Origin of the sequence: Psychrobacillus sp. FSL K6-1415 (genome assembly GCF_038003185.1) — a bacterium.
Taxonomy (GTDB): Bacteria; Bacillota; Bacilli; order Bacillales_A; family Planococcaceae; genus Psychrobacillus; species Psychrobacillus psychrodurans.
Genome location: NZ_JBBOOQ010000001.1, coordinates 252438 through 275782, shown reverse-complemented (window position 1 = coordinate 275782; position 23345 = coordinate 252438). Strand labels below are relative to the sequence as shown.

21 protein-coding genes, 1 pseudogene and 1 riboswitch are annotated in these 23345 nt (G+C 37.4%); of the genes and pseudogenes, 10 read left to right on the top strand and 12 right to left on the bottom strand.

The annotated features are described in order from the left end of the window. Positions 1 to 41: 41 nt before the first annotated feature. The 7 genes from MKY60_RS01380 to MKY60_RS01350 all read right to left on the bottom strand — a co-directional run bounded on the left by MKY60_RS01380 (position 42) and on the right by MKY60_RS01350 (position 8590). Positions 42 to 1073 (bottom strand): ribonucleotide-diphosphate reductase subunit beta, encoded by a 1032-nt coding sequence (locus MKY60_RS01380; protein WP_090569883.1) that lies wholly within the window; start codon positions 1071 to 1073, stop codon positions 42 to 44. Beyond that, complete coding sequence (locus MKY60_RS01375) at positions 1045 to 1488, bottom strand: flavodoxin (RefSeq protein WP_269922816.1); 444 nt, start codon at positions 1486 to 1488, stop codon at positions 1045 to 1047. Before MKY60_RS01375 ends, MKY60_RS01380 begins: the two co-directional genes overlap by 29 nt. Beyond that, complete coding sequence (locus MKY60_RS01370) at positions 1488 to 3713, bottom strand: ribonucleoside-diphosphate reductase subunit alpha (protein WP_340928297.1); 2226 nt, start codon at positions 3711 to 3713, stop codon at positions 1488 to 1490. The genes MKY60_RS01375 and MKY60_RS01370 overlap by 1 nt, the downstream gene beginning before the upstream one ends. Before the next feature lie 192 nt (positions 3714 to 3905). Further along, positions 3906 to 4084: riboswitch (cobalamin riboswitch) on the bottom strand. Positions 4085 to 4414: 330 nt separating this feature from the next. Next, positions 4415 to 5748 (bottom strand): IS3 family transposase gene (locus MKY60_RS01365; protein WP_340928296.1). Its coding sequence is split into 2 segments (ribosomal slippage): positions 4415 to 5361 and positions 5361 to 5748, totalling 1335 coding nucleotides; the frame shifts between segments, so codons are not numbered across the junction. Between the two features lie 314 nt (positions 5749 to 6062). Further along, positions 6063 to 6890 (bottom strand): undecaprenyl-diphosphate phosphatase, encoded by an 828-nt coding sequence (locus tag MKY60_RS01360; RefSeq protein ID WP_090569912.1) that lies wholly within the window; start codon positions 6888 to 6890, stop codon positions 6063 to 6065. A 9-nt stretch (positions 6891 to 6899) separates the two neighbouring features. Then, positions 6900 to 7502, bottom strand: a complete 603-nt coding sequence (locus MKY60_RS01355) for a DedA family protein (RefSeq protein ID WP_090569914.1) — start codon at positions 7500 to 7502, stop codon at positions 6900 to 6902. Further along, positions 7502 to 8590: a metallophosphoesterase gene (locus MKY60_RS01350; RefSeq protein ID WP_093495317.1), complete on the bottom strand. Its 1089-nt coding sequence runs from the start codon at positions 8588 to 8590 to the stop codon at positions 7502 to 7504. The genes MKY60_RS01355 and MKY60_RS01350 overlap by 1 nt, the downstream gene beginning before the upstream one ends. Positions 8591 to 8794: 204 nt before the next feature. Here MKY60_RS01350 and MKY60_RS01345 point away from each other — a divergent pair, with 204 nt between their 5' ends. From MKY60_RS01345 to MKY60_RS01320, 6 genes are all read left to right on the top strand, one after another. Then, complete coding sequence (locus MKY60_RS01345; RefSeq protein ID WP_093495318.1) at positions 8795 to 9148, top strand: lmo0954 family membrane protein; 354 nt, start codon at positions 8795 to 8797, stop codon at positions 9146 to 9148. 13 nt (positions 9149 to 9161) lie between these two features. Further along, on the top strand, positions 9162 to 9800 hold the full coding sequence (locus MKY60_RS01340) for a PspA/IM30 family protein (protein WP_241600533.1): 639 nt from the start codon (positions 9162 to 9164) through the stop codon (positions 9798 to 9800). A 339-nt stretch (positions 9801 to 10139) separates the two neighbouring features. Then, entirely contained in the window at positions 10140 to 10841 is a 702-nt protein-coding gene (liaF, locus tag MKY60_RS01335; protein WP_093495320.1) for a cell wall-active antibiotics response protein LiaF, read from the top strand. Beyond that, positions 10838 to 11926, top strand: coding sequence for a sensor histidine kinase (locus MKY60_RS01330; RefSeq protein WP_093495321.1), 1089 nt, complete (start codon positions 10838 to 10840; stop codon positions 11924 to 11926). The genes liaF and MKY60_RS01330 overlap by 4 nt, the downstream gene beginning before the upstream one ends. Then, a complete protein-coding gene (locus tag MKY60_RS01325; RefSeq protein WP_090569931.1) occupies positions 11901 to 12542 on the top strand; it encodes a response regulator transcription factor in 642 nt (213 codons plus the stop codon). The genes MKY60_RS01330 and MKY60_RS01325 overlap by 26 nt, the downstream gene beginning before the upstream one ends. A gap of 188 nt (positions 12543 to 12730) precedes the next feature. Then, on the top strand, positions 12731 to 13012 hold the full coding sequence (locus tag MKY60_RS01320; protein WP_090569933.1) for a hypothetical protein: 282 nt from the start codon (positions 12731 to 12733) through the stop codon (positions 13010 to 13012). A 21-nt stretch (positions 13013 to 13033) separates the two neighbouring features. Here MKY60_RS01320 and MKY60_RS01315 read toward each other — a convergent pair whose 3' ends face one another. The 3 genes from MKY60_RS01315 to helD all read right to left on the bottom strand — a co-directional run bounded on the left by MKY60_RS01315 (position 13034) and on the right by helD (position 16647). Then, positions 13034 to 13555 (bottom strand): AAA family ATPase, encoded by a 522-nt coding sequence (locus MKY60_RS01315; RefSeq protein WP_093495322.1) that lies wholly within the window; start codon positions 13553 to 13555, stop codon positions 13034 to 13036. Positions 13556 to 13557: 2 nt separating this feature from the next. Continuing rightward, positions 13558 to 14019: a DinB family protein gene (locus MKY60_RS01310; protein ID WP_093495323.1), complete on the bottom strand. Its 462-nt coding sequence runs from the start codon at positions 14017 to 14019 to the stop codon at positions 13558 to 13560. Between the two features lie 291 nt (positions 14020 to 14310). Continuing rightward, on the bottom strand, positions 14311 to 16647 hold the full coding sequence (gene helD / locus MKY60_RS01305) for an RNA polymerase recycling motor HelD (RefSeq protein WP_340928294.1): 2337 nt from the start codon (positions 16645 to 16647) through the stop codon (positions 14311 to 14313). A gap of 502 nt (positions 16648 to 17149) precedes the next feature. Between helD and MKY60_RS21155 the strand changes: the two are divergent. Further along, positions 17150 to 17511: pseudogene (locus tag MKY60_RS21155) on the top strand (transposase); the annotation flags it as partial. Positions 17512 to 17692: 181 nt separating this feature from the next. Here the strand turns inward: MKY60_RS21155 and MKY60_RS01290 are convergent. Beyond that, on the bottom strand, positions 17693 to 19804 hold the full coding sequence (locus tag MKY60_RS01290; protein WP_340928290.1) for a sensor histidine kinase: 2112 nt from the start codon (positions 19802 to 19804) through the stop codon (positions 17693 to 17695). Positions 19805 to 19945: 141 nt separating this feature from the next. Then, positions 19946 to 20638 carry a response regulator transcription factor gene (locus MKY60_RS01285; RefSeq protein WP_093495326.1) on the bottom strand — a complete coding sequence of 231 codons (693 nt, stop codon included), beginning with the start codon at positions 20636 to 20638 and terminating at the stop codon, positions 19946 to 19948. Positions 20639 to 20853: 215 nt separating this feature from the next. Between MKY60_RS01285 and MKY60_RS01280 the strand changes: the two genes are divergently transcribed. The 3 genes from MKY60_RS01280 to MKY60_RS01270 all read left to right on the top strand — a co-directional run bounded on the left by MKY60_RS01280 (position 20854) and on the right by MKY60_RS01270 (position 23178). Next, positions 20854 to 21720 (top strand): BsuPI-related putative proteinase inhibitor, encoded by an 867-nt coding sequence (locus tag MKY60_RS01280; RefSeq protein ID WP_241600529.1) that lies wholly within the window; start codon positions 20854 to 20856, stop codon positions 21718 to 21720. Between the two features lie 84 nt (positions 21721 to 21804). Further along, on the top strand, positions 21805 to 22152 hold the full coding sequence (locus MKY60_RS01275; protein ID WP_090569951.1) for an ASCH domain-containing protein: 348 nt from the start codon (positions 21805 to 21807) through the stop codon (positions 22150 to 22152). Positions 22153 to 22494: 342 nt separating this feature from the next. Then, entirely contained in the window at positions 22495 to 23178 is a 684-nt protein-coding gene (locus tag MKY60_RS01270; protein WP_340928288.1) for a BsuPI-related putative proteinase inhibitor, read from the top strand. Positions 23179 to 23345 lie beyond the last annotated feature (167 nt).

Sequence of the window (23345 nt, the reverse complement as noted above, 5' to 3'; positions counted from 1 at the left end):
AGCGTCTATAAGTCAAAAGTGACTCATAGACGCTTGTTTACTTATAGGTCATCAAATCCGTTATCAATGGCATTTACTTTTACGTATTGGCGAGACTTTTGTTCAAAGAAATCTGTTTTTGTTCCATCAATATTGTCTGCATACGCACGTATCCATTTCATCGGATTATCCACATATTCGGGATAGATTTCATTAAGCCCAATTAGTCTCAGCATTTTGTTGGCACGGTATTTAATATACCCATGCATTTCTTCTAAATTGATTCCCTCAATATCCGCTAGTACATATTGCGACCACTCTATTTCTAATTCTACGGATTCTTTATATTGCTCGTATACCCATTCAATCATTTCTTCGTTATTCAGTTCTGGGTTTTCAGATAGTGTCGCTCTAAATAGTTCGGATATAAATCGACCATGCTCTAGTTCGTCTCGGTTAATATAGCTGATCATTGTAGAAGTCCCTACCATCTTGTTATATCTGGCAAGATTATAGAAGTAGGCAAAGCCTGAATAGAAAAATAAACCTTCTAGCAGAGTTGTGTACGTTAGTGTTTTTAATATATTTTCTGTAGTCGGGTTTTCTACGAAGTCATTATAATACTTCGCGATATTTTGATTACGCTTGAGTAAAATTTTGTCTGTTCTTCCAAATTCGAATGCCTTATTTTGTTGATCCAGCGATACTATAGAAGATAAAACATAGGAATAGCTTTCATTATGTACCGCTTCCTGTTGCGCTATGACTGCCATAATCGATTGAACCGACGAATCGGTTGCGTATAACGACAATAGCAGAGCAGTGCGTGTTTGAGGTGCATCCAATGTTGCAAGCAAGCCAATAATCTTCAAATAAGCATCTTGTTCTGATGTACTAAGGCTCGCGAACTGCTTAATATCGTTTGACATATTGATCTCATCTGCCTGCCAGTAGTTACCTAACAAACGCTTGTACATCTTATGCCAGTGGGGATATGCAATATCGTTCCAATTTAATATTCCACTTGACCTACCATTGAAAATTCCTGTCGATTTATTTGGATTTCTAGGATCTAATGTTTTTGCCTTCTGCATGTTCCAAAACTCCTTCTAACCATTTACTTACCAGCTGCTCCTGGCTACCTCTTGGTGATTGCTCAATTTTTAAACCTGGATAACCACTGTTATAGAAATTAACTAATTTTTCTACAGCATTACAAAACAGTTCATCTCCGCCAAACTGTGTGTCGCCAGAGCCGAATACATAGACATTATTTGGCTTACCTCCAACTTCTTTTGCAAAGTCCTTCATTTCCTCTGGTGTACTTCCCCTATCCCAAGTAAAAGTTCCAATAAAAATAAGATCATATTCAAACAAATTCGGTACCACTCCATAGCCAATGCTATGCATATCTATATCGATATCGCTAGCTTTTAATTGCTCTTTCAATAGTTCCGCGACTTCCTCAGTATTTCCGCTATAGCTTAGATAACAAATGATAGCTTTCATTAGCTTGAACAAGACTCACAATCTATTAATTCTACAGATGTAGAACGAACGTAATAAGTTGTTTTCAGTCGACTATTCCAGGCATCTAAGTGTAAATCTAATAATTCTTTTGCTTTGATCGTATTTTGCACGTATAGGTTTAACGAAACGCCTTGGTCTATATGGCGTCCGCGTGCAGCATTTTGTTTAAGTGTCCAATGCTGATCGATGAAATAGGCTGATTTGTAATACCATGTAGTTTCAGAATTCAAATCTGGTACAGTAACCGGAATTTTATAATCCTTCTTCTCTTCCGAGTAAGACTTTTGGAAAATAGGATCGATACTTGCAGTACTTCCAGCTATGATGGATGTCGACGAATTCGGAGCAACTGCCATTAAATAACCATTGCGTAATCCATTATTACTCACTTGCTCTCGTAGTTCATTCCATGATTCGCTCTCGTACCCGCGCTTGTCAAAATAGACTCCCGTTTGCCAATCTGATCCTTCAAATAATGGATATGCCCCTTTTTCTACTGCAAGCTCCGCAGATGCTTTAATCGTTAAGTATGCAATTTTTTCGTATAATGCATCTGCAAGCTCTACAGCTTCATCTGATTCCCAGCGAATATTCTTAAGTGCGAGTAAATGATGCCATCCAAACGTTCCTAAACCGATTCCTCTATATCTAGAATTCGTCCGTTCTGCTTGAGGAACTGGTATCATGTTTAGGTCAATCACGTTATCAAGCATTCGAACCTGAATTTTTATAAGCTTTTCCAAAACATCAGCTGGAACTGCTCGTCCTAAATTTATAGAAGATAAATTACATACGACAAAGTCCCCTGGCTTACGACGAGTGACAATTATATCGTCCTCTATTTGAATGGACTCGAATGTTGTTGCGCTTTGATTTTGAAAAATTTCTGTACAAAGATTACTACTATAAATCATCCCGGCATGTTTATTTGGATTGCTACGATTGACCTCATCGCGGTAAAACATAAACGGAACACCCGTCTCTAGCTGAGAGCGCATAATTCGCTTCATCAAATCGATAGCAGGAACTGTTTCTCGAGACAAACGATGATCGATTACACATTCCTCATATTTTTGGCGGAAGGAACCATCTCCACGTTTCTCATCATAAAAATCTTCTAACGAATAGCCCTTTAGCTGACGAACTTCTTGCGGGTCAAATAAATGCCATTCCTCTCTAGCATCCACTTTTTCCATAAATAAATCTGGCAAGCACACCCCAGTAAAAATATCGTGAGCTCTCAAGCGTTCATCCCCGTTATTTAAGCGTAAATCTAAAAATGTAAAAATATCTTTATGCCAAACATCTAAATAAACAGCCACCGCACCTTGACGCTGACCAAGCTGATCTACACTTACTGCAGTGTTATTGAGTTGTTTAATCCAAGGAAGTACACCGCTTGAAGCACCAACAAAACCTCTAATGGAAGACCCTCGGCTACGCACCTTACCCATATAAACACCAATGCCGCCACCAAATTTCGAAAGAGTCGCTACATCCGTATTGCTATCGTAGATACCTTGAAGACTATCGTCTACCGTGTCGATAAAACAACTAGAAAGCTGACCATGAGGTTTACCGGCATTTGAAAGTGTTGGTGTTGCTACTGTCATATATAAATTACTCATTGCCCAATATGATTCTTTTATTTTTTCTAAACGATTTTCTTGCTCGTCTTTCATAAGTGTCATAGCAATAATAAGCCAACGTTCCTGAGGCAGTTCTACAATTGTTTTATCAAAGTCCTTCGCTACATACCGATCCAATAGTGTTTTGACGCCGATATAAGTAAATAAATAATCTCTTTCCTGTACGAGAACTTCAGATAGCTGCTCTAATTCTTGCTGGGAGTATGCTTGTTTAAGATGTTTGTCATAAATTCCTTTTTCACTTAACAGTTGAACATTACTAGCAAATTTTGTATACACTGCATCCGCAGTTGTGCTTCTTCTCTCAGCTACTTGTTCATAAACCTCTGCTAAATGCACTCTTGCTGCTACAAAGGTCCAATAAGTTTCTTGTTCATCTAGAAAGCTTAATGCTTCCAGTGACATTGTCTTCGACCAAGCAGCTATTGTACCGTCCGGGTGCTTTTGCATCCATCTTTCATGTGTTTTTATAAGAGGAGCAATTTTTTCCTCCCCAAATTCTTTGATTAGATTATGTAATACTTCTTGTTTAGTTGTGTTTGAGATGATTGTCATTTTGAATTCCTCCTATTTTTTAATTGAATCATTTATGTGATACTCCCCTTTGAAATAGAGCACAAAAAAGCGATGTCACAGCCATCTTCGGCTGAGACATCGCTCAAAATTAAAAGTGTAGGATACAACAAGACATATCAAGCATTCGAGATATTGGCCTTCGCTCCCACCTCTCAACCCCCGAAGAAAGTGTTGCTTACCGATGAAAAGGCAGGTCTACTGGCTCGTGTTTCACTCTCCTGTTGGCCTTCCCACGATTGCTCGCAGTGGCTATTCCAACAGTCGTCCACACTTACAGTTGCGGGGACAGCTTCGGCATTTTACCGAATTCCCTTTTAAACCATAAAGGTACCTTCTCATCGTTAACATACTATATATTGTGTTTAGTTCATTTATATAATCTAACATATTGTGTTTATAGGAGCAATAGATAATATATTATTAAACAAGAAATCTATAAAAAGTCCCATATGTATAAAAATTTCTTCACTATTTTCAAGTGACTAAAATAATATAATATAGCTCCAACATCATATTTCTCATTGTTAATCTACCCACCCTTCCTCTCAGGAGTTTTAAGTATCAAATAATAGATTCTATACAATTCTGACTTCACTTTATACTTCCTTAAAATTAAGTTAATAAGAAAAGGGGAACCTAGGTTTAAACTGTACCCTTTGTAAAGGACATTTTGAAAAAGGTTAGGCAACTTGTTGAAGCTGCTGTCTGTATTTTGCAGGCGGCAGCTTTTTTAAATTCCATTGGCCTCTATAATAATTGTAATATATCATATAACACTTCACTTCTTGTTTTACTTCTTCTAATGTTTCGCATTCTTTTATATTTGTTTCATCTTTAAAATGCCCAAAGAATGATTCTTGTGGAGCATTGTCCCAACAGTTTCCACGGCGTGACATTGACTGTCCAAGATTCATCTTTTTCACTAATTTTTGATAGGTCGGATTTGTGTAATGAAATCCCTGATCCGAATGAATAAAGGCATCATTTCGAATATGTGAATGACGACGTCTTAATTGGTGAAGTGTATCTAATGCGATGTCTAATGTAATTTTATCTGAGACTTCATACGCTAAAATTTCATTCGTCTCTGCGTCTTTAATCGTGGATAAATAAGCACGCTTTCCGCTTCTGTAGTTTAAATATGTGATATCCGTTAATAACACTTTTCCAGCCAACCCTTGTTTAAAGTTGCGCTGCAATTCGTTCGGGCATGTGCGATGTTCTTTTGTTGCTTTCGCCATGCGGCGATAGGGATTCGCTTTTCGAATTGGACAAACAATCTCAAATTTCTTCATAATGCGGCGAATACGTTTTAAGTTATATGTAATCTGGTACTGGTTTTGGAGTGTCATTTTAATTTGGCGTGCTCCTTTTTTGCGTCCTCGGAAATGATACGCCTTTAAAATGATGTTTTTCACCACCTCGTCCGAACCGCCTTTAATTGCACGTTTTTGAATGGATTTTTCATCAAAGTAATTGTAGAAACCTGATCGAGATACATCCATTACCTCGCAAAGATAACTTACCATACGCTTTAACTCATACTTTTTAATAATCTGGTTAATGAGTTCGAATTTTAATTCTGGCGCAATTTTTATTTCTTCTTCACCATCTGCCTTTCGAGTAAATCGAGCTTTTTTAGGAGTTCGTTCTCTGCCTCAAGTAATCGAGTCTTCGCTTCTAATCGTGCATACTTTTCCTCGAGACTTAGTTCTCGTTCAAGTGGGCGACCAGAACTATATTTCCGAGAATCTTCTAACCCAGTAATTCCTTGGTTTTGGTATGCTGTTTTCCATCGAGCTGCCGCTTTATGAATGCGTGTCATCCCCATCATTTCGATATCAAATCCTGCATCTTCAAAAATTTCACGCGGAAACTTCCCAAATTCATTTTCAGTAATAAATAATCGTTTAAATTCATCTGTGTACGTAATCGCTTTATTGCTTACAGCTTTTACATATGGATTCTTTTTTAGTTCTTTTTGTTGGTTAGGTGTTAAATAATTTTTAGTCATAATTTATCGCTCCGAATACTGTTTTTTTCATTATAAACAAAAATACCCTATAAGATGACCTTTTTTAAAGTGTCTATCTTATAGGGTACAGTTTAGAGACAGCAATGCTTTTTTAAAAAAATATATTCCAAGCGATTTAGATTTCCCTTGTTCAACTAAATGCACCGTTAGTTTAAGTGTAATGTTTCACAAACTTTCTCCCTACGCTCCATATTAAAATTTGATCACTTTGAAAAAAGCACTGCCAGCGGCAATGCTTTTTTCTATATTTTGTATCGCTCCTCGGAAACGGAGCACTTTATCAAATTTATTATTTAAAGAAATACAATAACTGCTAGAATCGCCGCTAAAATAATGCGATAAATTGCAAATGGCATTAATTTAACACGCGAGATTAATTTCAGGAAGAACTTAATAGAAATAAGGGCGAACACAAACGCACTAATAAATCCTACAACGTAAAAACTTAAATGGTTCATATCAATGTCTTCCCAGTTTTTAACAACAGATATTAGACTTGCTCCAGCCATTATCGGCACAGCCATTATAAATGTAAAATCTGCGGCTGTTTTATGGCTCATTCCAAATAATACCCCGCCAGAAATAGTTGCTCCTGAACGAGAGAAGCCAGGCCATAAAGAAAGACATTGCACTAACCCTACCTTAAAAGCCTTTGCATATGTAATTTGGTCCAAGCTTACGATAGAAGGTTTTTTAGGTCCAAACTTATCTGCAACAATCATTAAAATAGAGCCCGCTACAAGACTAAATATTACTGTTTCTACTCCAAATAAATTTTTATCTATAAAGTCTTCTAATAAAACTCCTAATACTCCTGCTGGAATAATACCAACAATAACGTGTAGTAAATTGAACTGCTTACTCGACTCTTCTGTATCTATTTTGTATAACCCGACTAAACTAAATAATCGTTTCCACATAACCACTACTACAGCTAAAATTGATCCTAATTGGACTACAATTTTAAACGTATTAGCAGAATACTTCCCTAAAAACTCCTCCGTTTTCAACCACATATCATCGACAATAATCATATGCCCTGTAGATGAAACCGGTGCAAACTCTGTCATTCCCTCAACAAACCCTAGTATAAGTGCTTTTAATAGCTCTAAAAATTCCATATAATCTCCTTAATCTCGTTTTTTAAAATACCAAATAAGAAATGCAATACCACAAATAGCTATAAGTGCGTACACAATGTTAGAGTAAATATCCATATACCCAACAATTTCATCCCAATTATCGCCTACCGCTGCTCCTACCGAAACTAATACCGTATTCCATATTAATGTTCCAAGTGTCGTAAATAGAAGAAATAATCCAAACTTCATATTCGACATCCCCGCAGGTATCGATATAAGACTTCTTACAAGTGGTATCAATCTTCCAAAAAACACTGCCCAGACTCCGTATTTATCGAACCAAGCATCAGCTTTGTGAATGTCCTTGATAGTTAATCTTAAGAATTTACCGTACTTCCCAATGATTTTCTCCAAACGCTCAACATCTAACAGTGTCCCGATACAGTACAAAATAGCTGCACCAATGACAGAACCTGCCGTGGAAGCAATAATAATACCAAGCTTCGTCATGCTAGTAGTCGTCGTCATAAATCCTCCAAGTGTTAAAATCACTTCAGATGGAATTGGGGGAAACATATTTTCTGCCAAAATTAATAAAAATACTCCTAGATAACCAAACTGATTCATCCAGTCTGTAATCCATGCTTCCATTATACTTCCACATCCTCTAACCTAATGTTTACTGACCATAGCTCTGATTGACTACCTAACCTTATAGGCGGTCCCCAAAAGCCAAACCCAGAAGATACAATGGCATGTAAACTTCCTTTACATCTGTACCCATAATCTAATTCAAATATCCTTCTCGTAAATAAATGATTTGGCCACATTTGTCCTAAATGCGTATGACCAGACACATGGAAATCTACTTTTTCCTTCTCAGGTATCAGTAAATTAGATGGTGTATGATCCATAACAAACCAAGGTAGATCTCTTTCTTCTGGAGATAATTCAGATAATTGCTTTCTGTTTTTATTCGTCAAGTCTTCACGACCTGTCAAATAGAACGAATCTGCCACTAAAATAGTTTCATCTAATAACATACGGACATTCGATGCTTCCATCTCTTCTACTAATAGAGGAATCTTTTTTCCATAATACTCATGATTTCCAAGCACCCCATATATACCATACGTAGACTCAAGTTGTTTCATCACTTCGGACATGCCATTTTGAACAAACCAAATAGGATCATCGTCGACTAAATCCCCTGCTAATAATATTAAATCCGGCTTCTCTGCATTTGCTTTTTTCACAAAGCGACTTAAATGCGCCTTATTGGATAATAAACCAAGGTGGAAATCAGATGCAACCACTACTTTAATAGATTCTAGCTTAGAACCTTTTTTCGGCATTACAATAGAAAGTTCTCGAACAACAGGTGTATATGCATTATAAGTTCCAAATATTAATATAAAGAGGAAAATCAAGAAAACCGTCCACCCTATCAATTTCAAAGAAGATGGGAAAATCCACAGTAGTAAGGTAGCGATTGGAAATAGGATAATCCCATACTGCATGACAATAAACCAGTAGGATCCTATTACACTAAATAGCCGTAGCTTATGACTGAATCTCCCAATGACAAAGCCAAAAGCAATTAGTCCCCAGGCAATACCAAATAACCATCTATTTATAGGAAAGTAAAGTTCTAACCACTTGGAAATGCCCCAGCCAAAGTAAAAGACAATGGCAGAATATAAGAGGATCGCTACTATTGCTCCAATAATTCTTTTCATGTATCAGTTCTCCAATGTATGTATTTTTAACTCAACAAAGTATCAGATACTACACTAATTCATGACTACTTTTCCATAAGTATAGCAGATTTTGTCTTAGTACTCCTAAGCCTCTAGACTGATAGGAAAATCAATTCTAAGCCCGTTTGGATTAGTTTCTAGAATTGGTAAGCTTGTAATACAAACGAGAGGAGGAACAAATATATGAAAAAATTTGGTTTATTAACACTAGGAATTATCGCAGGGATTGTAGCATTAGCTAACTTAGGTTCACTTTTAGCTCTTGGAGTTTCCGCTGCAGTTGTCTTTGCAGGGGTACATTTTTACTTGAAGAGTGATTCAACCTTTTTGAAAATCTTTTGGGCAAGCGTGGGTATCGTTGGTTTAATCACTGCAGTTGTAAACGTACCTGCATTTTTCGCTATCTTAGCAATTCTAGCAGTTTGGTATGTAATGAAAAAATGGAACAACGAAACACTAAACTTTTCATCACCAATCGTTAAAACAGACGACCCATTTGTTAACTTTGAAAAACAATGGAATGAGCTTTCAAAATAAGGAGGAAACTAACATGACATCATTATTAAACAGATTAAAATATTCAATAGAAGCAGACTTACACAAGTTATTTGATAAAAAAGAAGAAAAAAACCCAATTGCAATGCTAAACCAATACATTCGGGAAGCAGAAAAACAAACTGAACAAACTGGGAAATGGTTAGAGCGACAAGGAAACCTAAAGCAAGAATTAGAAAAAGAACTAACTGAAACTATGCAAATGGTTGAAAAACGTAAAAATCAAGTAGACCTTGCAACTAACAGCGGTGAGGAAGACCTAGCTGCATTCGCTTTAGCGGAAGTAAACGCATACGAGGAACGTGCGGCTGTATTACAAAATAGCATTCATCAAACAACAGAAGAGCTTTTCGGATTAGAACGTAAATACGAAGAGATGAAACATAAAATCAAAGACATGAAAGTTCGCCAATTGCAATTGATGGGAAAAGAGAATGTAACTCGTGCTCACCATCAAATGGATCGTATTTTACAGCCTGAACAAAAAGAAAAGAATTTCGGCACATTCGAAGACATGGAACAATACATCGAACGTCTTGGAACAAAGATCGAAAAAGAGCATGAAATCACTTCAATGGAACAACGTTTAGAAATATTAGAAAAAAACGCACAAACTAAAGCGGAAATTGTGTAAACTAGAAGAAAGGCGCAAGACGCGTTCTGCTGCGAAAAGCACTGGAAGACTTGAAGTAAAGGCTCCCTTTACTTTTCAGTAAGTCTGAAGTGTTCGAACAGCTGGCGTCTGGAGCTAGACAGATAGAAAGATTAGCAGGTTATAGAGGAGAAGGCACTCGCCTTCTCCTTACTAATCTTTATCCCAGTTAAACATCCTGGTCAACAGATCAGTGATCAATTAGGCATTGCCGCACGATGCGGCATTATTTTACTTAGATCAATTTTTCAATCAGCGGGAGGTGAAGAAACCCCCACTGATGGAAGCTTCACCTTATGCGAAGAAGGAGGAATACTCGTTATGAAAGAAAACCAGACAAACAGATTAGCTTTTATACTCATTTGTTTTGTTTTCCTTATGTTCATAGAGGCTACAATTTTTGGAAACGGCAGTATTGTATTAGTTCTTCTTGGCATTGGGATGATGTATTTTAGCATGCGAAAACGAACTCGTTTTTTATTTTGGACCGGATTTATCTTTTTGATCATTGCTGTTTTTTCTATGTGGAGCTTGAGAGTCCTACTATTAGCTGTAATGAGTTATATTTTGTTCAAATTATGGAAAAATGAACCCATTCAAAAAATGGTACGTCCATTTGACACCGTATATAAAGAAACTCCAAATAGTATTATTCAAAATAAGTTATTTTCTTCTCAAACGACTCCTTTTAATGCTTACGAGTGGCAAGATGTCCACGTGCAAAGCTTTTATGGAGAACAAGTAATTGATGTAACACAAACAGTTTTGCCAAAGGGTACATCCTTCGTTTCTATTCGTCAGTCCCTTGGGAAAGTGACCATCTATGTACCATATGAAATTCCAGTAAGGATACATTATGCAACCGTTATTGGAGAAGCAGATATTTTTGGTCGCGGTGTACAACGATTATGGAACCAATCTGTCCTAGTGAAAGATGGTTATTTAGAGGATGTCACATACGCTTCTGAATTAGTTATTACCGTATCTACATGGATTGGGGATATTGAGGTGATCCGTAAATGAAGATTGTTTTTGGGCAAGGTCTCTCTATTTTTACCATTTTACTTACACTGGCAGCACTTCTACTCTATGCACTATGGGGATGGCCAAATGAAGATGCCTGGTGGTCCCTACTAGAAATAAAGTATGCAGAGGTTCCTTTTGGAGCCTGGATTATTATCATTCTTGCAATTATGAGTTTTAGTTTTTCAATGAACACACTACAAAAGGTTCGAGATCAGGAAAAAAAGATTGATACTAGCCTACGCCCTTTGCTGGAGGCAGAAACATTTACACCAGCGAAGAAAAAGTATACCTATTCAAAGCGATTACATGTTACAACAACTCAACTAGAGCAACTTATCGTAACACAGCGTAAGACACTGCAGCGTATTACGAATGAAAAAGCGGAGGCTCAAGATAAACTTATTCAGGAACGGATCGTGCAAGAAAGGCAACGATTAGCTAGAGAGCTACATGATTCCGTGTCTCAGCAATTGTTTGCTGCATCCATGCTATTATCCGCTATGGTGGAAGTTGAAGAAACTCAGCATGAAAAAGCTCCAAAAACATTGCTACAAACTGAAAAAATTGTACAGCAGGCTCAATTAGAAATGCGTGCATTATTACTGCATCTCCGACCTGCAGCCTTACATGATAAAACGTTAAAAGAAGGTTTAGAAGAGTTACTTATGGAATTACAGGAAAAGGTATTTTTCACGATTCGTTACCGCTTGGAAGACGTTCCTTTATCAAAAGGTGCTGAGGATCATTTGTTCCGCATTGCACAGGAAACGTTATCCAATACACTGCGGCATGCAAACGCTACTGAAGTCGATATATTATTCGTTGAACGAGATAATCTTGCTATCTTCCGCGTTCAAGACAACGGTGTTGGATTTGAACATGTAGATTCCAAAAACGGCTCTTATGGATTGCAAAGTGTACAGGAACGGGCTGTTGAAATCGGCGCAATAAGTAAAATTGTTTCTGTTCCTTCTCAAGGCACAATTGTTGAAGTGAAGCTGCCAATTGAAAAAACAGATATTGAAAAAATCCAGTTAGAGAAAGGAGTGCGAGAGAATGATTCGAATCTTATTAGCGGATGATCATGAAATGGTGCGCATCGGCGTTTCCGCATACTTGCAGGCACAGCCGGATATGGAAGTAGTAGCAGAGGCTATTAATGGAAAAGAAGCAGTGAACATGGCTCTTGAGCATAGACCAGATATAATTTTAATGGATATGGTTATGCCGATAATGAGTGGGGCAGAAGCTACACGCGAAATTGTTCAACAATGGCCTGAAGCAAAAGTAATGATTGTCACGAGCTTTATTGATGATGACAAAGTATACCCTGCACTCGAAGCTGGTGCTATCAGTTATTTATTAAAAACTTCGAAAGCCTCTCATATTGCCGACTCTATTCGTAAAACATTAAACGGAGATGCGGTGTTAGAGCCCGAAGTAACCAATAAAATGATGAAGCGTATGCGCCAAGGCTCGGACCATGCTCTTCATGATGATCTAACGGACCGAGAACATGAGGTACTGCTACTCATGGCTGAGGGCAAAACAAATCAAGACATAGCCGACACTCTCTTTATAGCATTGAAAACAGCCAAAACACATGTCAGCAATATTTTGTCGAAGCTCGAGGTAAGCGACCGTACACAAGCCGTTATCTATGCATTTGAACATAAACTGGTTCCCACAAAAAAATAACTTATTCGTTCGCGTCATCATATGCTATTAAGAAAAGCGCAAGCGCCTATGGCAGCCCTGACAAGCGCTGGAAGAATTTCACGTAAAGGCGTCCTTTGCCTTTGCTGAAATTCTGAAGCGACTCGAGGGGCTAGGCGCTGGAGCTGGACAATAAAGCTAAAAAGACAGCATAAAGGATGTTAGTGCGCATGAATCCACCACTAGACCCTATTGAGCCGGAGAACGAGGAAACGACTAACCTAGCTGCAAAGGTTGGATTTTTAGGGACTGTTATTGTAACAATTGGGTACATTATTGAAACCATTGGCGAAGGCATCGCCCTCTCCGAACTAGCACAGGAAGAAAAGAATATTGAACAAAAAAAGCAAGTAAATCAGCAGCAATTATCAGACATACAAAGTAAATTGGATTATTTAATAAAAGAAATAGATACGATGAAAAAAAAGGATGACCATTTCAGAAGATGGTGATCCTTTTTTACATTGACTTGTTTAGCTGGATTTTTCCCCTGAAATCTCTCGCAACCAATTTTTTACTTCTTCATTTGTTCGAAGATAATGCACTTTTGTGCCATAAACTTCAAATTTTTGTATGAACTCCGGTTTCATTTGTTCTTCGAAGTATCTATTCCACCGAAACATCTTCCAGAATATAGTTAGGGTCGGTTTATAATTTACCTTTTCTATTTTTAGAAGCTGACGGATGTATCGTCTTATAATGCGCCATGTTCTTTTGTTCACGGGGATGTCTAAAAAAATAATTTGATTGGCTACTAGTAATGCCTCGTCAGTCCAATCGATATGAACGCCCTCTATTACCCATTTACTTTGCTGTACTGCATCACTAAATAATTCATTTCTGACATCCATTTCATTTCTAACGTCACCCGTTGGCTGATGATTCCATACAAAATTATCGGTTTCGAAGTGCGGAACTTGAAGCTCAGCAGCAACTTTACGAGCTAGTGTAGTTTTACCACTCCCCACTGACCCTACAATGTAAATTTTCATCATTACTAACTTGTAGCACGGTTCAATGCGTGGATTATCCCTGCATGAACTCCCTCATGCCAAACTATGAATTGCACTAGTGCCTCTACTGTATTCATTTCATGTAGGTTCCCGATTGACATGGACTCTATTAGAACATTAGATAGATTGTTGTCTAGCACTGCTTTTATCCGCTCCGTTTGTTCCTGTAAAGCATTGACTAATTCATTTGAAGTAGGAGGCTCGACACCCCATTCACTTGGTTTTGTTCCAGGGACGAATAGAGTTAGCCATTCTGGATGAACAATTTCATACGAAGGAATTGCCTTTTTCGTTAGCATCTCTGAATTTACAAAAATATGACCTACATTCCAACGAATAGTGTTATTGAAACCAGGTGGTTGTATATCCCATGCGACATCTTTCACCTGTTTAATCCTACCTAATGTATATATTCGTGCAAAATTAAATTGACCCAACGTTTCCATTTTCTCATCCCCATTCTTCATTTCAATATGTATATAACAGATTAGTACCTATCTAAAATATACCATAGATATCATGGGTTTCGATTTTAAACAATGTCTGAACCCCAGCAACACAGGAACACCTAACAGTGGATGTTCGGTTAATATTGCTTCAGTCGGTTGGAAGTATAGGACTGCATTTTTATAAAAAAACCAAAAACATGTAAGCAGTGAACTTTACATATTTTTGGCTGATTAATTATTCTATATTAGATAATCGCTCATGTGTTTATCGTTAAAATTTCAACAATGTCAAGATTGGATTAAACTCTCCTGCAATACGTTTCCCAATAATCGGGTTGGTTCACCTACGCTGTAAAGTTGTAAATAATGCATAGCTCTAGTACAGGAAGTATAGAAAACTCTACGAAGGCTCTCATCGCTGTATACTAGCTCTGATGCATCATAAATGATGACAGCATCGAATTCGATGCCTTTGGATAAGTATGACGGTATGACAACAACACCTTCTTCATATTCACTAGAGCTGTTCTTCACGAGCTTAATATCATCGATATGAGACAGGGATTCGTATGCACTCTTACTCTCCTCACCTGATTTACATATTATAGCAATACTCTTATAACGAAGATTTCGCAAAGCCGCGACTTTGGAAGTGATGCAGCGGTGTAGTTCTGTGTGATTCAGCAATTGTGTCAAAACGGGTTGCTCCCCGTCGCGATCGAATGGGATAATCCGTTCGCCGTTAGGTACTAGCTTGCGTGTAAACTCGATAATCGGCTTTGTGGATCGATAGCTACGTGTCATGTTAATCACTTCCGTTTCAGGCTGTCCGTATAAGCTCATCAGTGCGTCAAAGTTATCCTTTTCGCTTGCATGGGCGAATATCGCCTGATTAAAGTCACCTAACACAGTCATTTTTGCTGAAGGAAATAAACGCTTTAGAAACTCGAATTGAAACGGAGAATAATCCTGAGCCTCGTCAACAAGTATGTGCTTAATAGAACCGTTCGTTTGAAATCCTTGAATCAGCTCTTTCATAAGTAAGAATGGAGTAGCATCCTCGTAAGATAGTTTCCCCTCATTTAGCATCTCCATCGTCGCTTGGCAAATCTCCGTCCATTCCGAGGGCACTTCCCCTTTTATCCACTGTTTAATTTGCAGTGAATCAGAAAAAAGTTGCTCGTATATCCCCTTAATGTCGATGAAACTAAATGTTTTTACTCTTTTACGCAACGGCTTTAGTTTCTGTTGAACAATTAATCGCGCAAGCGCTTCATGCTCGGGCTCATAATCTGCAATCGATTCTGCTTTATAACCGTGTTTTTTCGCCAAGTAGGTCTGGGCCTTATGATAATCCTCGTTGCTAAGCAGTTCGATTTTCTCCTGTAACCATTGTTTAGTTAATTCAACCTTTTGGGTTTCATTTATTTTCTTTGTTAGCCAATCCTTTAACTTTTCAAGTCTATTATGGAAGCGGAGTGATGTGTCGTTACTATAAAATCTATCTGCTATTTGGCCAGCTGTAACAATAGGCTTTCCTCTGAAAATTATATCCTTGAATAACATTCCAGATAACTCTAACGACTTCCTATATGCTTCGATAGCTTCAAAAAAGAGTGGAGATGCTTTGAATCGAATGCTTTCAACTCTTGACCTGTAGGAAGGGGTATTCGCAGCAGTTAAAACATACTCCAATTGCTCGTAGGGATTTTCAACTTGAAACTCTCCACTTAGCCGACGGTCTAAATATTCCTGAAATGTGACCTGTTGCATATTCTCTTCTCCAAGTTCTGGTAAAACATTGGACACATAACTGTTAAACATCGAATTAGGTGAAAATAGAATAATTTGATCGGCATTTATACTATCTCGATATTTGTAGAGCAAAAAAGCAATCCGCTGCAGCGCTGCCGATGTTTTTCCACTGCCGGCTGCACCATGTACAATGAGCAATCTTCCTCGATCGTGGCGGATAATTCTGTTTTGCTCCTCTTGAATGGTAGCTACTATATTGTGCATATGTTTGTCTGTACCTTTGCCCAGCACCTGTTGTAAAATCTCATCTCCAATGGTTAGACTTGTATCGAACATGGATTGGAGAACACCGCCTCGGATAAGATATTGCCATTTTTTCTCTAATATGCCTCGGACTTCGCCCGCAGGAGTTGCATACTTAGCCGATCCATTCTGGTACTCATAGTAGACGCTTGAGACAGGTGCCCTCCAGTCATAGACAAGAAACTCTTCACCACTTGCATCTCTAAGTGTGGAGATTCCAATATAAATTTGTTCATGAGTAGAATCTCCTTCTTCAATGAAATCGATTCTGCCGAAGTAGGGAACCTCTTGCATACGTTTAAGCGTGGATAATTTCTTAGTTACATGTCTATCGGTACTTTGAATAATTGATAGAGCTTGAGTCTCTTGTCTCAAGCCAATGATGGTCTCAAGATAATCGTCGAAGGTATCAACATTCACCTTGACTTCATCCCAAAAGTGTTTGCGTATATTAACCAGTTCGTTCCGACTCCGAGAAGTTTCTTCTTCTAATCTGATGACTTGCGCTGTTATTGTCTCAATTACACTATCCACTCGTTTTTGCTCCAGCTGAAATTCAGAATCCATAGCAACCACTCCTTAAAAAGTTTGGGTTTGACAAACGAAAAAGTATAATGTATAATTTAAAATAGGGATATAATGCTGCTTTATATTTTTAGCATATATCTATATAAATTTAACACAAATTCTCGTCTTTTACAATGTATTTGACGTGTTTTTTTATATATGAAGGCTTATATGCAAATGACACACCCATTTGATAAAAGGGTGTTTTTTTGACCGCAATTCTTCTACATGACAAACTAAAGATAGTAATGAAGCTGGGACAAAACCCACCTCAAAATTAAAAGCAGTTCAAATTTTACTATGGAGTAAAATTTGAACTGCTTTATTTTTCTATATACTTCGTAGCCGTTGTTTTCCGTTATGGCGAACAATTTCCTGGGGGCACGGGTCGAGCCTGTAGTCTCTCGCACACGCTTGTCCCCTGGGAGTCGCCGCCTTCACTCCATACAACTAATATCCCGTCTATATCAAGTAAACCCTACATAATTTCAAGTATAAAAAATACAATGCCACACGTACCGATAAAACATCATTCCAGTGCAAATTCAAAATGTATGAATGTGAAAATTGTACAGGTTGTCCGCTGCGAACGTTATGTACAAAGTCACAAGAAGGTACGAATCGTAGGCTCATGGTCAATGTGAAATGAGAACAACAAAAAGAATATGTACGAACAAAGCCTTCAGAAGAAAAACAGGTGCCATTTACCGTCAACGTAAGATTGATGTGGAAACAGTTTTTGGATTCTCAAAGGCTAATTTTGGTTTTACCCGATTTTCTGTTCATGGAAAATCTAAGGTCGAAAACGAAATCGGTCTTGCATTAATGGCTGTGAATATCCCGAAATATGCGGCAAGCGTATAAGATCTTGTCCATATAATCTTAAAGTAAAGTGAAAAAAGTGAAATCGCGCTTGCGATTTCACTTTTTTCATACATAGAGGCCACTTCTGTCCCAGTCTCATTGCTATTTTTAGATTTATATAACAAGTTAAATTTTAGTTTTTCGAGGTAACAGAACCCTTCACTCGTTTGGATTTCTTTTTTTAAATTACAGCTATTATTACAGTGACTTTGAACAAATCTCCGTCAACATCCATTCGCAGACTGCCCCCATGTAAATCCACTATAGACTGCGCGATAGCAAGGCCAAGTCCGGAGCCTTCTGTATGACGAGATGTGTCTGCTCTCTTGAATCGCTCGGTTAATTCATTCACGTCGTTACCTAGCTCATATTTCGCTATATTTTTGATAACAAAAACTGCTTCTCCGTCGATTTGATCTAAATTAATATACACCCGAGTATTAGGCATTGCGTACTTCAGCGTATTGATGATTAGGTTATCAAGAACCCTCCACCACTTTTGTCCATCTACATATGACATGATTGGCTTTGTGCCAATGGCTACACGATACTCTAGCCCCGATTTATTAATATCTTCCTGATGCTCAGCGATTGCTTGCTGCAGGAGTTGGGTTAAATCCACTTTTCGTTTGTCTAATTCGATATTTCCTGTCGTCATTTTAGATACTTCAAATAAATCTTCAATTAGTGTTTTCAAACGCATTGACTTTTTATCCAAAATCGCAATATAGGATGCTCGCTCTTCATCCGTAATGCTTGGATTTTTCAACAAATCAGTATATGTGATAATAGATGTTAACGGTGTACGCAAATCATGACTAACATTTGTGATGAGCTCTGTTTTCAAGCGTTCACTTTTTGCTTGCTCGGAATGCGAGGATTTTATTCGTTCACGAAGTCCGTTTAAGTTAGCCGCATGCTCAGCAATCGGTGACTTCCCTCTCACTTCGATTTCATTGCCAATAACGCCTCTTGCCATTTCTTCTGTTTTCACAATAATTCGGTTCAGGTATGACATTCTGGACAATAAAAACACAAGTACTGGTATACCAATAAACATCGTTGCAGGTACCCAAACGATAAAAGCAATTGGCATAACAACTGACAGTAATGTGCCAAACCCCCAGAAGAAAATGACCACAAGCATGATCAAAGTTTGTACACCAATCGTGCGTTTTAGGAAAAAGCCTTCTAATGACTTAAACCAACTGTACACGAGACTTTTCTTCCACTCTATATTTCCATACACTTTTTCTATCCACATCCATTGATAAAATGCGAATGCTGTTGATAGTAGTGCAATGATAAGCGTAAAGATAGGGATATCATAACCACCATAATGTATAATACCGTTTCTTAACTCATTTGTTGCAGTAAAAACAATATAAATAGTGATAAAAAATAATACCCATTGAACATCTACCGGTAAGCTACGATACCTATACTTTCCATCCTCATTCTGAAAATGACTCTTGTTTTTTCTCCATATAAAAATAAATGCAATAGCTGCTAGAGTACCTAGGATAAGTATTCCGAAAAATAATCTCTCTTCTTTTTTAAAATACTGATAGCTCTCTGCTCGATCACCATTCATAATACTCGCTTCTGATATAGCAATAGTTCCTTCAAATTGAGGGAAACTGTAAGCAATTAACTCTTCCACATACCCAGAGTTTTCTATATATTCATTTACAACATTTTCTCTTAAAAAATTTGACTTACTAGAGTATTCCTTTTTGTAAGCAAGTTTAGAGTCCATGTCTCCGTTTGAAAATTCTTCACCTGTTTCTTTATTTATTAAGCTATAAATAAATCCACCATTAAAGTTTAGAAACTCATTTTTACTCCGCTCTAATCCTCGAAAATACTCATCCACTTGTTTTTCTTTCTCTATTATTACCTTGTCTCTCACATAGACATTATCCTCAAAGTTTTTCGTAATGTCTTCCATTTTTTTATTGCGTTCTGCAATGGATTCATCGTCCGTTCTTGCTTCATACTGATATATGATGGAGTCAAGTTGCTCTTGTAGACTACCAAAACGGTAACGATATTCTTCTATTTCTTCCTCAGTAACGGTAATATTTTTCTTAACTTCTTCAATCTCAGGAACAGCTAAAACAAGTGAAACAACAGACGACTCAAAGTTACTCACTTCTTCATTAAAACCATCGCTGTCAAAATAGGTTTTACCTATATAATTTCCACCGTCTCTAATTAGCGTAAAGAATGCTAAAATTATCATTACCGCTAACAAAGATACTAGTAAATCCTTTATAATTGGTTTTTTCACCCCACTATCCCCTCTTTCATGTTTTGAATAATTTCAACAAAGCTCTCTCTAATTTCTACCACTGGCAATAGGTTGGTTAGACAATAAAACAAACAGAGTAACCCACAGACAATTGCAACTATAGATAAAAGAAAACTCATTTTACTTGTCGATTTTATAGCCAACGCCCCACACCACCTTTAAATATCTAGGATTTTTAGGATCTGCTTCTATTTTTTCTCGAATTTTTCGGATATGAACTGCTACTATATTTTCAGCGTTATATGCAGGTTCCTTCCAAACACGTTCATATATTTCATTGATGGAAAAAACGCGTCCCGCATTTGTCATCAGCAGCTCTGTAATTTTAAATTCAATCGGCGTTAATTTAACGGACTCACCTTCTATAGAAAGATCCTTCGCCTCTTTATTCAAAATCAGACCATCTATTTCAATCACTTGCTGCTGCCCTTGGTAATTTCCTAATTTTGTATATCTTCTTAACTGAGACTTCACACGTGCCACCAATTCCATCGGATGAAAAGGCTTCGTCACATAATCATCTGCACCAATAGAGAGCCCATGAATCTTATCCGAATCCTCTGCTTTTGCACTCAGCATAATAATTGGAATATTTTTTTGCTCTCTAATTTTAAATGTCGCTGCAATTCCATCCATTTTCGGCATCATTATATCTAATATGATGACATGAACTTCGTTTTCTTCTATTAACTGCAATGCTTCTAAACCATTCGCAGCTTTTAAAACTCTGTAGCCTTCATTTTTTAAATAAATTTCAATACCATCTCGAATATCTTGGTCATCATCTGTTACTAATACCGTAAACTGTGTCATATTTATTTACCTCCTTTGCCCGTTATACATCCATAGCACAGGGATGTGTTTTAACTTCGATTCCATTCCTTATCGTTCTATGTTACTTATTGTACCCCTCATTCCTTAACATTCCAGTAGGGAAAATATGAAGAAATTCTTAAGAAAAAAAGACTATTTAATAAAATGTAACTTTCTACGTGTGAAACTGTCTAATTTGTAAAGGAGTGAATAGAGTGAATAGAATAATTGGAAGTGTATTTACCATTTTTCTCATATTAATCCTAACTAGCTGCGGAACAGATAATTCAGGTATTACAACCGTAAATGAACCTGAGCAACAGGAAGATAAAAGTGTCACCACAAAAATAGAAGTTGAAGAGGATGGTAATGCTACTTTTACGATTAAAAATGAAACAGATGAAGAAGTGACATTAACGTATCCTAGTGGTCAAGATTTAGAATACCAACTTTTAGACAATGAAAAGAATACTGTATTTACTTATTCTGCTAATAAAGTATTTGTCCTTATGATTTCTGAAAAAGTGCTGAAACCAAGTGAAGAAATAGTCATTCCGCTTGATTTGAAAACAGAATTAGCAGAAGTGTCGGCTGGGTCATACACTCTTGTGGCTTGGGCAACCGCTGAAGAATTAAGTGAGCAGAAACAAGAGATAGCGTACGAATGGGCTGGACATGAAGCAGGGAATGTAGTGCCTTCAGATACTTCAGAAACACTTGTAGTCTTTAAAGGAGATGAAAATGCGGAAAACGTGGTGCCATACGAGGCCACTTTTGAATTCTCAGAAGACCTATTCCATCAAATTTTTGAAGAAATTATGGTGATTGATGTCGAGCTGATTGATTATCGAATTGAAAACGATAATAAGAAACTAGTTTTAAATATGAAGGGATTAGATAATGTACAAGGAAGTGCTGGGGAGAATATTTTTATTGGAACAATTGTTCATTCCTATTTTGAAAACTTTTCGGATTTAGAGGAAATATATTTTGAAGAAGAAGGCAAGACTCCTGTTGAGCTCGCTCATACAGTTGTATCGGAGCCATTTACACGAGATCAGAACTATACAAATAAAAAATAGTCTTTTTATCCTCATAGTAAGAAACCCAATTAAAGTGTACACTTAGTTTTAAATAGCAAAATTTTTATACAAGGTGGGCTAATTATGACAAATCACGAAGAAACGAATTTACCTGCAAAGACGTGTTCCGTTGAAAGATTAGTAACTATGGAATCCGATGTTGCTTTAGTATTACAAGGAAAAAAAACTGCCACACGACGTAATGGCCGCTATGCTGATGTAGGCGAAATAATGGAGCTTCAAGGTCAGTCTTTCGTTGTAGACCGTGTATATATACAAACACTAGGCGATTTGACAGATGAACATGCAAAACAAGAAGGATTTGAATCAGTAGAGGACTATAAACAATCTATCCTGGCTTACCATCCCGGTATGCCTTGGTTGCCCCATATGACTGTGTGGGTTCATGAATTTAGCCCAGTAAAAGCGTAGTAACTACTTCCCTGTGTCTCACACAGGGAAGTTTTTTTAATGATATAGGTTATATAATTTTTAAGAATTAACAATTCCACTAAATTACATTTCAGCCGGAAGCTTGCCTTTTGAGATCGGACTTTCTCGCTTACCCCTGTTGGAGTCGACACTTTGTATTTCTCTTAGTATAAGATTTTCTTTTAAACACATTGAACGTACTATATACAGGTTTTAGTTTCAGCTGACGCATCACTTTATCTTTGATGGTACTTTCGCTTTTCTCGCAAAAAATTATTGTTCTCATCGAGTGTAACTTTTTATCCAGGAAGCGGTCTAATTCTTAAACAGGAGGTGTACAACATGAGAAGAGGTAAAAAAGTAAGTTGGTTCTTACTATTCTTAATCCCTCTCTTTATCTTGGCTAGCTGTGGATCCGGTACAACTGAATCCAAAACAGGAACTGACGCTATAGAGGAACATATATCCACACAGCTTGATCTAACAGGTGATGGAGAGGGCACTTTTACGATTACAAATGAATCATCAGAAGAGGCTGTTTTGGAAATGTCGAGTGGGCAACAAATCGAATTCCAGTTATTGAATAAAGCAAATGCAGTCATTTACACTTATTCAACAAACAAATCATTCACAAATGAAATGCAAGAAAAGAAACTACGGCCTAGTGAAGAATGGACAGTTCCACTCAATCTAGAAGAAGAACTTGCAGGATTACCTGCGGGGTCTTATACATTAATTGTTTGGTCAACGGCAAGTGGGTTAAACGAGCAAAAAGAAAAAGTAGCGTATGAATTATTGACGTCACCTGGAAAACTTGTCGTTCAAACACAGGAAGTCACCTTTATCGGCCTAGTAGATCCTCACTCCATTGAAGTGAAAAATGTAGATGGCGGTACAGAAGTAATGCAATTATCAGAAGTGGCAATATCTCAGTTTGAAAACCTGGCGGAAGGCACACAACTAATCATTGAATATGTAGAGGAAAGTGGGCAAAAGACCGTTCAAACAACATTTCTTGCTGAATAGGTTTTAAAAATATGCATCGTGATTTAGCGATGCATTTTTTAATCTTTGAGGAATTATAAAATCTTTATGCGTAGGGATAACTTTTCACAAGTGATTATTCTTCCAAACTTGTGTGCGAGCTAGTCGAAAATAATTACTTTTGTAGGGGCTGTGGAACTACCTACTCA